Here is a 14,557-nt window from a genome sequence, read left to right as displayed (position 1 = left end):
GTTGGCGGGGGAAGCGGCATAACCTTCACCGGGTGAACCAGTTGATGTCCCGCGAGTCCGACGCCGAGCCGACGCCCCACGCCCAGCCGCTCCCCGGCACCCTCCCCGAGGCCCTGCGTGCCGAGCTGATCGCCTTCCGGCGTGACCTCCACATGCACCCCGAGCTGGGAAACCAGGAGTTCCGGACCACCGCGGCCATCAAGGCCCGGCTGGAGAAGGCCGGGCTGAAGCCCCGGATCCTCGACACCGGCACCGGGCTCCTCTGCGACGTCGGCACGCGCGACGCGTCCACCGTGCCCATGCTCGCCCTGCGCGCGGACATCGACGCCCTGCCGATTCCGGACACCAAGGCGGGGGTGGCGTACCGCTCCACCGTCCCCGACCGGGCGCATGCCTGCGGGCACGATGTCCACACGACCTCGGTCCTCGGCGCCGGCCTCGTCCTCGCCGAGCTGGACAGGCAGGGGCTGCTCCCCAACCCGGTGCGGCTGATCTTCCAGCCCGCCGAGGAGGTGCTGCCCGGCGGCGCGCCCGAGACGATCCTGTCCGGGGCGCTGGAGGGCGTCGGCCGGATCATCGGGGTGCACTGCGACCCGAAGGTGGACGTGGGCCGGATCGGGCTGCGGGTCGGGGCGATCACCTCGGCCTGCGACCGGCTGGAGGTCAGCCTGGACGGGCCCGGCGGCCACACCGCCCGCCCCCACCTCACCACCGACCTGGTCACCGCCGCCGCCAAGGTCGCCACGGAGGTGCCCGCACTGCTGGCCCGCCGGGTCGACGCCCGCGCCGGTCTCGCCGTCACCTGGGGCCGCCTCCAGTCGGGCCACGCCTGCAACGTGATCCCGCAGCACGCCGAGCTCTCCGGCACCGTCCGCTGCCTGGAGCTGGACGCCTGGCGCGAGGCGCCCGACCTGGTGCACGCCGCGATCGACGAGGTGGCCGGGATGCACGGCGCCAAGACGGTGATCGACTACGTCCGCGGCGTCCCCCCGGTCGTCAACGACGCCGCCATGATCGATCTGCTCGCCGAGGCGATGACCGCCCGCCGCGGCGCCGACGCCATCGAGTCCACCGAGCAGAGCCTGGGCGGCGAGGACTTCTCCTGGTACCTGGAGCACGTCCCCGGCGCCATGGCCCGGCTCGGCGTCCGCACCCCCGGCGACACCGCCCGGCTCGACCTGCATCGCGGTGATTTCGACGCAGACGAGGAGGCGATCACGGTCGCCGTCGAGCTGTTCACTGCCTCCGCGTTGCTCAGCCGCAACCATGCGTGACCGGGAGTGTCACCTCAGGTTCGCGACGATCCGATAACAGCTTCCGTACAGGGCTTTATCTGACATCTACGCGCGTTACGATCGCGGCGAAACCAGCGCCGGAAGAGGCGCTTCGGTCAGGTTTGAAGGAGCCTTCCCTTGCGCCGGATCACTAGGATTGCCGCTGTGGGCACCATGTCCGCGGCACTCGCGCTCAGCGTGGCAGCGTGCGGCAAATCGTCCTCCTCCTCGTCGAGCAGCAGCTCGGACTCGAAGGGGAGCAAGACCGCCCTCGCGTACGACATCGGCGGCCGTGGTGACCAGTCGTTCAACGACGCCGCGTACGCGGGTCTGGCCAAGGCCGAGAAGGACCTCGGTGTCAAGGGCACCGAGGCCGAGCCCTCCGACGGTGAGTCGGACGCGGACAAGGTCCAGCGCCTCACCTCGCTGGCCCGCGCCGGGAACAACCCGGTCATCGGCGTCGGCTTCGCCTACGCGCCCGCCATCAAGAAGGTCGCGCCGAAGTTCCCGAAGGTCACCTTCGGCATCATCGACGACGCCTCGGTGACCGGCCCGAACATCGCCAACATCGTCTTCAACGAGGAGCAGGGCTCCTACCTCGCCGGCGTCGCCGCCGCCAAGGTCACCAAGACGAAGACGGTCGGCTTCATCGGCGGTGTCGAGACCCCGCTGATCAAGAAGTTCGAGGCCGGCTTCACGCAGGGCGTCAAGGACACCGACTCCTCGGTGAAGGTGATCCCCCAGTACCTGACCCAGCCGCCGAACTTCGACGGCTTCTCCAAGCCCGACCTCGGCAAGGCCGCCGCCCAGGGCCAGCTCGACAAGAAGGCCGACGTGATCTACTCGGCGGCCGGTCTGGCCGGTTCCGGTGCGATCGAGGCCGTCTCCAAGGCCGGCAAGTGGAACATCGGCGTCGACTCCGACCAGTACAACCAGAAGGGCCTCGCCGCCTACAAGGAGTCGATCCTGACCTCGGTCACCAAGGACGTCGAGGACTCCGTCTCCAACCTGATCAAGTCCGTGCAGGACGGCAAGCCGCAGTCCGGTGAGGTCCGCTACGGCCTGGACAAGGACGGCGTCGGCCTGGCCGCGTCCAACCCGGCGTTCACCAAGATGACCGAGGTCATCGCCGCCGTGGACAAGGCGAAGCAGCAGATCGTCGACGGCAAGATCACCGTCAAGACCGCCCCGTAACGACCGCAGTCGTACGGCTGGTACCCCCGTGGGCCCGGAGCGCGCAGCATCGCTGCTCCGGGCCCACGGGGGTACCCCCGAAGTGGTTCCGCCCGTTGCAGTGCATTCTCCGGACAGGCCCGAATCCCGGTGTTCCGGCCCTGTCGCGCACATGTGTTTGAGGATTCGACAACACTACGCGTGTAGACAGCCTTCAGGCGCGATAACTTCACCCCGCCCCTCAGCGGGTGTCCGATCGATCCCGCGTGGGCGGGCGGCGTCCGGTGATCCACGCGGAATCGCTCAGACATCCCCTGCCCCTCCGCTCCCGCTCCTGTCCGGCCAAGGAGAGTGCGTCATCAACGCGTCCAGTAGCCCCCCTGCCGTGGAACTGCACGGCATCACGAAGCGCTTCCCCGGCGTCGTCGCCAACCACGACATCGGCATCACCGTCCGCAAGGGCACGGTCCACGCCCTCGTCGGTGAGAACGGCGCCGGCAAGTCCACCCTGATGAAGATCCTCTACGGGATGCAGAAGCCCGACGAGGGCACCATCGCGGTGGACGGCGAGCAGGTCTCGTTCAACAACCCGGGCGAGGCCATCGCGCGCGGCATCGGCATGGTGCACCAGCACTTCATGCTCGCCGACAACTTCACCGTCCTGGAGAACGTCGTCCTCGGCGGCGAGAAGCTGCACGGCATCGGCTCCGCGGCCCGGAAGAAGATCAACGAGATCTCCGACGCGTACGGCCTGGGTGTCCGGCCCGACGCGCTGGTCGAGGACCTCGGGGTCGCCGACCGGCAGCGGGTGGAGATCCTCAAGGTCCTCTACCGCGGCGCACGCATCCTCATCCTCGACGAGCCGACCGCCGTGCTCGTCCCGCAGGAGGTGGACGCGCTCTTCGCGAACCTCCGCGAGCTCAAGGCCGAGGGCCTCACTGTCATCTTCATCTCGCACAAGCTCGGCGAGGTGCTCTCGGTCGCCGACGACATCACGGTGATCCGGCGCGGCACGACCGTGGGCACGGCCGATCCCGCGCACACCACGACCAAGCAGCTCGCCGAGCTCATGGTCGGCAGCGAGCTGCCGTCGCCCGAGACCCGTGAGTCCACGGTGACGGACGAGCCGATGCTCCAGGTCGAGGGGCTCTCCCTCTCCGTGACGGACCCGGACGGAGTCGTCCGCGACGTGCTGTCCGACGTCGCCTTCACCATCCACAAGGGCGAGGTCCTCGGCATCGCGGGCGTCGAGGGCAACGGCCAGACGGAACTGATCGACGCGCTCATCGGGATGAAGACGGTGGACGGCGGAGTGATCACCCTCGGAGGCGAGGACATCTCCCGCGTGCCCACCCGCAAGCGGCGCGAGAGCGGCATCGGCTACATCCCCGAGGACCGCCACCGGCACGGAATCCTGCTGGAAGCGCCGCTCTGGGAGAACCGGATCCTCGGCCACGTCACCGAGAAGCCCAACAGCCGCGGCTTCCTGCTCGACCCCAAGGCCGCCCGCGAGGACACCGTCCGGATCGTCCGCGAGTACGACGTCCGCACCCCCGGCATCGACGTCACCGCCGCCTCGCTCTCCGGCGGAAACCAGCAGAAGCTGATCGTCGGCCGGGAGATGAGCCATGCCCCCAAGCTCCTGATCGCCGCCCACCCCACCCGGGGCGTGGACGTCGGCGCGCAGGCGCAGATCTGGGACCAGATCCGTGACGCCCGCCGCGAAGGACTCGCCGTCCTGCTCATCTCCGCGGACCTGGACGAGCTCATCGGGCTCTCCGACACCCTGCGCGTCATGTACCGCGGCCGGCTCGTCGCGGACGCGGACCCCGCCACCATCACCCCCGAGGAACTGGGCTCGGCCATGACCGGTGCCGCTGCAGGCCACCTCGAAGCAGCGCCGGAGGACGAGGCATGATGAAGAAACTCGACAAGGACCGGCTGATCCTCGGCTTCGCGGGACCGGCGCTCGCCCTGGTCGTCGCCTTCGCGCTCAGCACCCTCGTGCTGCTCGTGTCGAGCCGTGATCCGTTCGAGCTGTACCGGCTGCTGTTCGAGCAGGCGTCGTACTCCGACGTGCAGGTACTGATCATCAACCAGGCCGGTACGTACTACCTCGCCGCTCTCGCGGTCGCGATCGGCTTCCGGATGAACCTCTTCAACATCGGCGTCGACGGCCAGTACCGCCTCGCGGCGATGCTGGCCGCCCTCGTCGGTGCGAGTGTCGACCTTCCCGGGGCGCTCCAGATCGCGCTGATCGTCATCGTGGCGATGCTGGTCGGCGCGTTCTGGGCGGGCATCGCGGGCATCCTCAAGACGACCCGGGGAGTGAGCGAGGTCGTCTCGACGATCATGCTCAACTCCATCGCGACCTCGCTGATCGCCTGGCTGATCCTGCCGAAGAACTTCGGCGACCAGGCCGCCGGGTCCAACAACCTCACCACCGGTGAGATCCATGAGTCCGGCTGGTTCCCGGGGCTCTCCCTGGGCCCCGAGTCCGGAGAGATCTACGGCTTCACCTTCGTCGCCGCCGGCTGCGGCCTCGTGTACTGGTTCGTCCTGAACCGCACCCGCTTCGGCTTCGACCTGCGGGCCACCGGCGCCAGCGAGAGCGCCGCCCAGGCATCCGGCGTGGACGCCAAGAAGATGATCCTCACCTCGATGCTGATCTCCGGCGCGGTCGCCGGTCTGGCGGGCATGCCGACGCTGCTCGGCGACACCCACACGTACAGCCTCGACTTCCCGGTCGGCATCGGCTTCACCGGCATCACCATCGCGCTGCTCGGCCGGAACCACCCGGTGGGCATCGCCCTCAGCGCCCTGCTGATCGCCTTCCTGGACAAGGCGTCCTCCCCGCTCGACCAGTTCGGGTTCGAGAAGGAGATCGCCACGATCATGCAGGGCCTGATCGTGATCTCCGTCGTCATCAGCTACGAACTGGTCCGCCGTTACGGGACCCGCCGTCAGCAGCAGAAGGTCGGCGAAGAGCTCGCCGCCGGCCACGCCATCACGACCGAGAAGGAGGCGGCCCTGTGAGCACCAGCAAAGTCTCCGCCGCACGCGTCGCCCCCGCGAAGGGCGGCCGTCGCAAGCTCTCCCTGCCCACCGTCCTGCTGGTCATCGCGGGTGCCCTGGCCCTCGTCTCGCTCGTCCGCCTGATCAGCGGTGCCAACGATGTGACCTCGGTCGGACAGGTCTCGGGCGCCCTGGAACTGGCTGTTCCCATCGGTCTCGCCGGTCTCGGCGGTCTGTGGGCCGAGCGGGCCGGCGTGGTCAACATCGGGCTCGAAGGCATGATGATCCTCGGGACCTGGTTCGGCGCCTGGGCCGGATTCCAGTGGGGTCCCTGGGTGGGCGTCCTGTTCGGCATCATCGGCGGCGCGCTCGGCGGTCTGCTGCACGCGGTCATGACCGTCACCTTCGGCGTGAACCACATCGTCTCCGGTGTGGCGATCAACATCCTCGCCGTCGGCGTCACCCGGTACCTCTCGAACTTCACCTTCGCCAACGACCCGGGCGGCTCCTCCAAGCAGTCCCCCCGCCTGGAGGAGATCGACAAGATCACCATCCCGGGCCTCTCCGACTGGCTGCAGGACCTCCAGCAACACCACTGGTTCTTCGTCTCCGACCTCGCCGGGATCATCGGCGGGCTCGTCACCGGACTGTCCCTGCTGACCGTCGTCGCCCTGCTGCTGATCCCGGTCACCTGGTGGGTGCTGTGGCGCACGGCGTTCGGTCTGCGGCTCCGCTCCTGCGGCGAGAGCCCGGTGGCCGCCGAGACCCTCGGCGTGAACGTCTACAAGTACAAGTACATCGCCGTCGTCATCTCCGGCGGGCTGGCCGGCCTCGGCGGCGCCTTCCTCTCCATCGTCGCCACCAGCATCTACCAGGAGGGCCAGACCGGCGGCCGCGGCTACATCGGTCTCGCCGCGATGATCTTCGGCAACTGGATGCCGGGCGGTATGGCCCTGGGTGCCGGACTCTTCGGCTTCACCGACAGCCTCAAGCTGCGCGGTGGCGCGGAGAACGTGCACGCGATGCTGCTGCTCCTGGCGATCCTGCTGGTGATCGCCGCCGCCTGGCAGCTGTACCGGAAGAAGTACGTGGCCGCAGTGATCGCGGCGGCCTGCTCGGCGCTGCTGTTCACCTGGTACGCGCTGACGGACCAGGTCCCGAGCCAGTTCGTCGACGCCGCCCCGTACGTCACCACGCTGCTCGTGCTGGCCCTGTCGTCGCAGCGCCTGCGGATGCCCAAGGCGGACGGTCTGCCGTACCGGAAGGGCCAGGGCAAGTGACGGCCCTCGCGGAGGTCGACTGGGCGGCGCTGCGGAGCGCCGCGCGGTCCGTGATGACCCGGGCGTACGTCCCGTACTCGCACTACCCGGTCGGCGCCGCGGCGCTCGTGGACGACGGCCGTACGGTCTCCGGCTGCAACGTCGAGAACGCCTCGTACGGCATCGGCCTGTGCGCCGAATGCGGGCTGGTCTCCCAGCTCCAGGCCACCGGCGGCGGCCGCCTCACCCACTTCACCTGCGTGGACGGGGCGGGCGAGGTCCTGGTGCCGTGCGGCCGCTGCCGCCAGCTGCTGTACGAGTTCGGCGGCCCCGGGCTGGTCCTGGAGACCCCGGACGGGCTGCGCACCCTCGACGAGATGCTGCCGCAGGCCTTCGGTCCGGACCACCTGAAGTCATTCGGCCCGGACCACCTGAAGTAGGGGGCTCCGAGGCCCTGTCCACCGTGGCCCTCCCGCCCGCCGGGAGGGCCACACCCCTCTCCACCCTCTATGCGCGTAGAGTCAGCCAGGACTCTCGCGTACCGCACGTGTGTACGTAGTACGTACCGGCCGGAAGGACTCCCAGGACATGGACGCCATCTCCGTCATCCGCACCAAGCGGGACCGGGGCGAGCTGACCCCCGAGCAGATCGACTGGGTGATCGACGCGTACACCCGCGGCGAGGTCGCCGACGAGCAGATGTCGGCGCTGGCCATGGCGATCCTGCTGAACGGCATGAACCGCACCGAGATCGCCCGCTGGACCGCCGCGATGATCGCCTCCGGCGAGCGGATGGACTTCGCGTCGCTCTCCCGCCCCACCACCGACAAGCACTCCACCGGCGGCGTCGGCGACAAGATCACCCTGCCGCTCGCCCCGCTGGTCGCCGCCTGCGGCGCCGCCGTGCCGCAGCTCAGCGGCCGGGGCCTCGGCCACACCGGCGGCACCCTGGACAAGCTGGAGTCCATCCCCGGCTGGCGGGCCCACCTCTCCAACGAGGAGATGCTCGACGTCCTGGACACCACCGGCGCGGTCATCTGCGCCGCAGGTGACGGGCTCGCCCCCGCCGACAAGAAGCTGTACGCGCTCCGCGACGTGACCGGCACCGTCGAGGCCATCCCGCTGATCGCCAGCTCCATCATGTCCAAGAAGATCGCCGAGGGCACCGGCGCGCTCGTCCTGGACGTCAAGGTCGGCTCCGGAGCCTTCATGAAGACCATCGAGGACGCCCGCGAACTGGCCTCCACCATGGTCGCGCTCGGTACCGACAGCGGGGTGCGCACGGTCGCCCTGCTCACCGACATGGCCACCCCGCTCGGCCTGACCGCGGGCAACGCCCTGGAGGTGCGTGAGTCCGTCGAGGTGCTGGCCGGCGGCGGCCCCAAGGACGTCGTCGACCTCACCCTCGCCCTGGCCCGCGAGATGCTGGACGCGGCCGGCCTCAAGGACGCCGACCCGGAGAAGGCCCTCGCCGACGGCTCCGCGATGGACGTCTGGCGCCGGATGATCTCCGCCCAGGGCGGCGACCCGGACGCGGCCCTCCCGGTCGCCCGCGAGCAGCACGTGATCACCGCCCCGTCCACCGGTGTCCTGACCCGCCTGGACGCGTACGACATCGGCGTCGCCGCCTGGCGCCTCGGCGCGGGCCGGGCCCGCAAGGAGGACCCGGTGCAGGCGGGCGCGGGCGTCGAGCTCCACGCCAAGCCGGGCGACCGGGTCACGGCGGGCCAGCCGCTGCTGACCCTGCACACCGACACCCCGGAGAAGTTCGACTACGCCCTGAAGGCCCTCCCCGGCGCGTACGACATCGCCGCCCCGGACACGGCCTTCACCGCCACCCCGGTGGTGCGGGAACGTATCGCCTGACCTGCGGTTTCCTCGTACGGGTGAACGGGACCGGTGGACTGCCGCCGGTCCCGTTCGGCATGCTGGACTCGGTGACGGACCTGTGAAGGAGACCGCCATGAGCGCACTCACCGTCGATCCCGCCCCGGGCCACGGCCGGGAATGGGACGACCTCGTCCGGATCTGGGAGGAGACGGACGCGCCCGAGGGCTGCAAGGTGGAGATCATCGAGGGGATCGTCACCGTGTCACCGCCGCCGTCCAAGGACCACAACACCACCGCGGCCCTGCTGCAGCGCAGGCTCTACCGCGTCATCCCGGAGGACTGGGAGATCTATCAGACTCTCGGCGTCTCGGTACCGGGAAGGGCCGGGCTCTACATTCCCGATCTCGTCGTCGTACCGCGGGCGATGGCGACCGGCCCGGGGAACCGTATCCCCGCCGAGGAGGCCCGGCTCGTCGTCGAGATCACCTCGAAGGCCAACGCCGACCACGACCGCATCGGCAAGGTGCGCGGCTGCGCGAAGGCCGGCGTCGAGCTGTTCCTGCTGCTCGACCCGTGGCACTCGGGCCGCCCCACCGCCACGCTCTACGGGGAACCCGACGGCGCCACCTACCGGGTGCTGGAGACGGTCGAGTACGGGGAGAAGCTGACGCTGCCCGAGCCGTTCGGGCTCGTCCTCGACACCGGTGTCCTCCCGGTGTCCTGAGACGTTCGCCGTCCCGACAGGCCCTCACGCGCAACGGCCCGCCGGGGAGGGGGGAACTCTCCCGGCGGGCCGTCGTTCAGGTGCGCGGGCGGTCGGCCGTTCGGCCCACCGCCCGCGGGGTACTACTTACCGAAGTACGCGTCGTAGATCGACACCGACGCCTTGTTGCCCTTCTTGTCCGTGACGTTGGCCCGGTAGGAGATGGACTTGCCCTTGCCCGGGTTCTTCACGGAGATCTTCCCGGACTTGACCGTGACCTTCTTCCAGGTCTTGCCGGAGTTGTAACTGACGTACACCGTCAGCGACTTGAGGTTCTTACCGGCGGCCGAGCCCTGCACCTTCACCGGCACCGAGGCGGTCCGGCCGGCGGTCACCTTGCCGTCCGTCGTCACGTTGGGCGTGAAGCGGACGGTGGAGACCGGCAGGTACTGCTCGGTGGCCTTCTTGGAGCGGAAGGTCCAGCTCGCGTCGATCCGGCTGGTGACGGCGGTGGCCTTCGGGTCGAGCTTCACCGAGGTCGTCAGCCGGTAGTCGGCGGCGCCGGACGGGACGGTGAAGGGCTCGCCCTCCACCGGGTCCTTGCTCTGGGCGAACTTCACACCGTTGCGGTACAGCACGGTCTTGACCGAGGTGTGCGACTGGAAGCCGAGGTTGCCGCTTCCGTCGGCCGCGAGCGGGATGGCCGGGAAGATCTCGTTGCCGTCGCGGACGATGCCGGTGCCCCGGCCGAGACCCGGGCCGAACACCGCGGTGTTCACGGTCTTCGTGTACTTCTTGCCCGCCTTGTACGTGGCCGGGTTGCCGACGGTGTACATCGCGTCGGTGGCCGGGATGCCGTCGGAGTCCACCGCGCCGTCCTGGGCGAAGTCGAAGGACCACTTCACCTTGTCGGCGGTCGAGAGGTACTGCGTGACCTTGCCCGGCAGCTTGTGCAGGGACCAGGCCGACCAGCCGCCGTTGGAACCGGGCAGCTCGCCCGAGGCGCCGAACTCACCGGTCTTGCCCTTGCGGGAGGCGCCCATGGTGACGTCCACCCGGGACAGCTGAGCAGCCGTGAACTTCCGGGTGTAGCCGGTCGGGGCCTTGGTCACCGGGCCGCCGACCACGATGTCGTACCGGGTCGAGGCGCCCTTGGTCCAGCTGCCGACCCAGTGCGCGGAGAGCGAGCCGTCGGTGACCGACGGGCCGACGTGCGCGGTGCGCAGGCTCTTGAACGTGTCCAGCAGCCAGCCGTACCCGTACGCCGTGTTCGCGTTGTCGAACTGGAGGTCGGGGGAGGCCAGCAGGCTCTTCGTGCCGGTGGCCGGCAGCGTGATGTCGATCGGCTTCGCCTTGCGGGCGTCGAACGTCACGGTGAGGTTCTTGTTGACGTCCAGCTTCGGCTGCGAGATCCAGTCGGCGCCCTTGGCGAGGTCCTCCTGGTCGAGGTACACGCCCGAGTTGAGCGTGTAACCGCCCTTGGGCACGCGCACCTTGACGAGACCCTTGTCGGTCTCGTTCGAGAGCCAGACACCGAGCGCCGAACCGGACAGGCCGAAGAGATCGGTGTCGGCGTACGCGGCGGGCTTGCCGTCCCGGCCGAGGACCTTGACCGTGACGTCGTACGACTCGATCTCGCGCTCGACCGCGGCCGCGGTGCGCACGGTCTGGCCGCCACCGGTGCCGACGACGTACGCGGAGTAGCTGCCGTCCGCCGTCCCGCCGAGCTTGGTGTTCACGGTCAGCGGTACGTCGGCGGTGCCGCCCGCGGGCACGGTCACCTTGTCGACGCCGAGGGCGAAGAAGCCGGCCGGGGCGGGCTTGCCCTTCGGGCCGGTGGCCGTGACCGAGAGGTCGAGGGTGACATCGGTGGCGCCGAGGTTGCGGTACGTCACGGTCTTGGTGACCGGGGCGTCGTCGGTGTGCGGCCACTGGTGCACGCCGAAGCTCACCGAGACCGGGTCGGCGACCACGGTCTGCTCGATCGCCCGGTCCACCGCGATCCGGCCCGAGCCCTGCTCGAACGGCGTGTAGGCGCCCGGCTTCGTCGAGGCCGTCAGCGCGCCCTTGAGCTCGGCGTACGTCCAGTCGGGGTGCTGCTGCTTGAGGAGCGCCGCGGCGCCCGCGACGTGCGGGGTCGCCATCGACGTACCGGAGATCGTCAGGTAGCCCGGCGGGTTCTGGCCGACCTCCTTGTCGATCTCGGAGCCGGGGGCGGCGGCCGCCGTGATGTCCACGCCGGGGGCGGTGACATCGGGCTTGATCGCCCCGTCGCCGACGCGCGGACCCCGGCTGGAGAAGTCGGCCAGCACGTCCTTGTCGTCGACCGCGCCGACGGTCAGCGCGGCGTCCGCGCTGCCTGGCGAGCCGACCGTACCGGCGCCGTCGCCCTCGTTGCCCGCCGCGATGGCGAACAGCACGCCCTTGTCGGCGGAGAGCTTGTCGACCGCCGCTTCCAGCGGGTCGACCTCGGGGGTGTCCTGGCCGCCGAGGCTCAGGTTGATGATGTCGGCGCCCTGGGCGACCGCCCACTCCATCCCGGCCAGGATGCCGGAGTCGTCGCCGAAGCCGTCGTCGTCGAGGACCTTGCCCTCAAGGAGCTGGGCGTCCGGGGCGACGCCCTTGAACTTGCCGCCCGACTTGGCGCCGGAACCGGCCGCGATCGAGGAGACGTGGGTGCCGTGGCCGACCCGGTCCTTGGTGTCGGGCGAGGCGGTGAAGTTCTTCGAGTCGAGGATGCGGCCCTGGAGGTCGGGGTGGGTGGCGTCCACACCGGTGTCCAGGACGGCGATCTTCACGCCCTTGCCGGTGTACCCGGACTTCCAGGCGGTGGGGGCGCCGATCTGCGGCACGCTCTTGTCGAGGCTGGCCCGACGCACACCGTCCAGCCAGACCCGGTCGATCCCGGCGGCGGTGGTGCGCTGCACGCTCTTCGCGGGGCGGGTGGTGAGCGCCTGCCAGATGTCCTGCGCGTCCTCCTGCGGCGTGGTCACCGACTGGGCGTTCAGCGTCGTCAGGTTCCGGCGGACCTCGGTGGAGCCCGCGTCGCGGACCTCCGCCTTGGCGGCCGAGGCCTGGGCGCCCCGGTAGGAGACGATCAGCTTCAGGCCGGACTTCTGGGACCGGCGGTACTCCGGCCGGCTCAGCTCCGTGACGTCGAACAGCCGGCGGTCCAGCTTTCCCGAGCTGATCAGCCGGTGGGCGTCGGCCGGGATGAGCAGGGTGTGCCCGTCGTGCGTCTGCCGCTGCACGGGTATGTGCTCGCGCCCCTTGGCCGGGCGGAAGGAGGCGACCCTGCCCTTGGCGTCCACGGTGACCCGGTCGCCGGTGATGAGGGTCAGTTCGTGCCCGGCGGCCGATCCGGCACCGGCCGCGCGGGCGATGGCGGGCCCGCCATCGCCGGGCTGGGCCACGGCCGGGCTGGTCATCCCGGCCGCGAGCGCCACAGCGGCTGCCGCGGCTACGGTCGAAACACACGCGTTTCTCACGTGTTTGCGCAACTCTCCCCCTGGAGAATCAGGCGGCCCCGAGGGCCGGTTCATGTACCTAGAGTCGAGATCACTCGAAAAGGTTCACAGGAGTCGCACAGATAACCAGAGTTGACGGAAGTTCATCGCCCGTTGGACGGGGGTACGGAGGCCCGCCCGGGCACGCCGATTCATGCCGCGACCATGGGATACGGGGGCGGGGACGGGGCGGGCGGCGGCGGACGGACAACGGGCCGGCGATGAGTTTCGGCCGCCGCATCGGTCAACCGCTCGTGGAACCCATCGAATCCGTCCCCCCGGGCGCCCTCGTCGTCACCGGCCATGTCACCAGAGACGTGGTGCCGGGACTCTGCGCCGAGCTGGAAGCACTGCTGTACGCGCCCGACGGCACCGTCCGCCGTCCGGGCGCGGAGGTGGACTGCGACGTGGGCGGGGTCGCGCGGGCGGATCTGGCTCTGGTCGAGGCGGTGGCGCGGTTGGGGCTGGTGGCCCGCCGGGCGGGCGGCGGGAAGCTGCGGCTGCGCAACGCGCCGCCCGAGCTGCGCGGCCTGCTGGACCTGGTCGGCCTCGCCGACGTGGTCGACGTACGGTGCGCCCCGGAGGCGGACGGAGCGGCGGACGGCTGACCGCCGCCCCCGCCGGTGGCCGGGGCCGGGGTCCGCGTGCGCGGACCCCGGCCACCGGCCTTTCGCGTACGCCGGACCTTACGCGGCGTCGTCGTCGAGGTGGTCGGGCAGACCGAAGAGCGGGAACCAGCGCGGGGTGTCCAGGAAGCAGTGCATCCCGGTGATCGCCCCGTCCGCGATGTCGATGACCTGCACCGCCCACGGCACGAATCCGGGCCCGTCCGGGTTCGGCTTGTAGTGCGCGAACGCCGGGGTACCGTTCGCCTCCGTCGCCACCAGGCGGGAACCCGCGCAGCCCGCGCCGATGGAGAGCATGAAGCCGGTGATGTCGTCGTGCCCCTGGAGCCAGAGGTCGAACGGCGGCATGGTCATGACGGCGTCCTCGTGGAGCAGCGCCGTCAGCGCCTTCATGTCGTAACCCTCGAAGGCCGCGACGTACCGTTCCAGGAGCTTGCGCTGCTCCTCGTCGAGGGGGTTGGCGGCGTCGGCCGGCTTGCCCTCGTGCTCGGTGAGGGTGGCCCGGGCGCGCTGGAGGGCGCTGTTCACCGAGGCGACCGTGGTGTCGAGCAGCTCGGCGACCTCGCTCGCCTTCCAGGCCAGCACCTCGCGCAGGATCAGCACGGCGCGCTGCTTGGGCGGCAGGTGCTGGAGCGCCGCGACGAAGGCGAGCCGCACCGACTCCCGGGCCACCGCGGCCTCCGCCGGGTCGGCCACCGTCGGCAGGATCCGGCCGTCCGGCATCGGCTCCAGCCAGGTGTTCTCCGGCAGCGGGTTGAGCGCCGCCTCGGCGAGCGGGGTCGGGCCGGACAGGTCGACCGGGCGGGCCCGCTTCTTGCCCGCGTTCAGCATGTCCAGGCAGACGTTGGTGGCGATCCGGTACAGCCAGGAGCGGAGCGAGGAACGGCCCTCGAACTTGTCGAAGTTGCGCCAGGCACGCACCAGCGTGTCCTGCACCGCGTCCTCCGCCTCGAAGGCCGAGCCGAGCATCCGGTAGCAGTAACCGGTCAGCTCGACCCGGTGCCCTTCGAGACGGCTGTCGACATCCGCCGTCGCGGTCAGATCGCTCATCGTTCTTTCCACCCCTGTTGTGCTGCGACATGGCTCGTTCCAGCACTCCGGAAGCTACCGCAGGCCACTGACAGCCGGGGGCGGAAGCGACGAAACGGCCCGGATCACGGCCGCGCGGGCG

Annotated in this window: 11 protein-coding genes; 9 read left to right on the top strand and 2 right to left on the bottom strand. The window is 70.3% G+C overall.

Annotated features, from left to right (window positions below; genetic code table 11):
* Positions 1–44 precede the first annotated feature (44 nt).
* The 8 genes from ACIQGQ_RS01765 (at position 45) to ACIQGQ_RS01730 (ending at position 9,275) form a co-directional block, all read left to right on the top strand.
* Positions 45–1,274 carry an amidohydrolase gene (locus tag ACIQGQ_RS01765; RefSeq protein WP_402390287.1) on the top strand — a complete coding sequence of 410 codons (1,230 nt, stop codon included), beginning with the start codon at positions 45–47 and terminating at the stop codon, positions 1,272–1,274.
* Positions 1,275–1,412: 138 nt separating this feature from the next.
* Entirely contained in the window at positions 1,413–2,468 is a 1,056-nt protein-coding gene (locus ACIQGQ_RS01760) for a BMP family protein (RefSeq protein WP_402389391.1), read from the top strand.
* A 364-nt stretch (positions 2,469–2,832) separates the two neighbouring features.
* Positions 2,833–4,365, top strand: coding sequence for an ABC transporter ATP-binding protein (locus ACIQGQ_RS01755; RefSeq protein WP_402389389.1), 1,533 nt, complete (start codon positions 2,833–2,835; stop codon positions 4,363–4,365).
* The gene (locus tag ACIQGQ_RS01750) at positions 4,365–5,483 is read left to right on the top strand and encodes an ABC transporter permease (protein WP_402390284.1); all 1,119 of its coding nucleotides are present in this window, start codon (positions 4,365–4,367) and stop codon (positions 5,481–5,483) included. The genes ACIQGQ_RS01755 and ACIQGQ_RS01750 overlap by 1 nt, the downstream gene beginning before the upstream one ends.
* A complete protein-coding gene (locus ACIQGQ_RS01745; protein WP_402389387.1) occupies positions 5,480–6,742 on the top strand; it encodes an ABC transporter permease in 1,263 nt (420 codons plus the stop codon). The genes ACIQGQ_RS01750 and ACIQGQ_RS01745 overlap by 4 nt, the downstream gene beginning before the upstream one ends.
* Positions 6,739–7,161 carry a cytidine deaminase gene (locus ACIQGQ_RS01740; protein WP_402389384.1) on the top strand — a complete coding sequence of 141 codons (423 nt, stop codon included), beginning with the start codon at positions 6,739–6,741 and terminating at the stop codon, positions 7,159–7,161. The genes ACIQGQ_RS01745 and ACIQGQ_RS01740 overlap by 4 nt, the downstream gene beginning before the upstream one ends.
* 148 nt (positions 7,162–7,309) lie before the next feature.
* Positions 7,310–8,587, top strand: coding sequence for a thymidine phosphorylase (locus tag ACIQGQ_RS01735; RefSeq protein WP_402389381.1), 1,278 nt, complete (start codon positions 7,310–7,312; stop codon positions 8,585–8,587).
* 97 nt (positions 8,588–8,684) lie between these two features.
* Positions 8,685–9,275 carry a Uma2 family endonuclease gene (locus ACIQGQ_RS01730; protein ID WP_402389378.1) on the top strand — a complete coding sequence of 197 codons (591 nt, stop codon included), beginning with the start codon at positions 8,685–8,687 and terminating at the stop codon, positions 9,273–9,275.
* Between the two features lie 122 nt (positions 9,276–9,397).
* On the opposite strand, the gene ACIQGQ_RS01725 is transcribed toward ACIQGQ_RS01730, so the two are convergent.
* Positions 9,398–12,682: a S8 family peptidase gene (locus ACIQGQ_RS01725; RefSeq protein WP_402389375.1), complete on the bottom strand. Its 3,285-nt coding sequence runs from the start codon at positions 12,680–12,682 to the stop codon at positions 9,398–9,400.
* Between the two features lie 299 nt (positions 12,683–12,981).
* Here ACIQGQ_RS01725 and ACIQGQ_RS01720 point away from each other — a divergent pair, with 299 nt between their 5' ends.
* Complete coding sequence (locus ACIQGQ_RS01720) at positions 12,982–13,368, top strand: STAS domain-containing protein (RefSeq protein ID WP_402389372.1); 387 nt, start codon at positions 12,982–12,984, stop codon at positions 13,366–13,368.
* Between the two features lie 78 nt (positions 13,369–13,446).
* Here the strand turns inward: ACIQGQ_RS01720 and ACIQGQ_RS01715 are convergent, their stop codons facing one another.
* Positions 13,447–14,436, bottom strand: coding sequence for a sigma-70 family RNA polymerase sigma factor (locus tag ACIQGQ_RS01715; RefSeq protein ID WP_402389369.1), 990 nt, complete (start codon positions 14,434–14,436; stop codon positions 13,447–13,449).
* Between the last annotated feature and the right edge of the window lie 121 nt (positions 14,437–14,557).

Origin of the sequence: Streptomyces sp. NPDC092952 (genome assembly GCF_044754785.1) — a bacterium.
In the GTDB taxonomy this organism is placed as follows: domain Bacteria; phylum Actinomycetota; class Actinomycetes; order Streptomycetales; family Streptomycetaceae; genus Streptomyces.
This window is presented reverse-complemented; position numbering and strand designations above follow the sequence as displayed.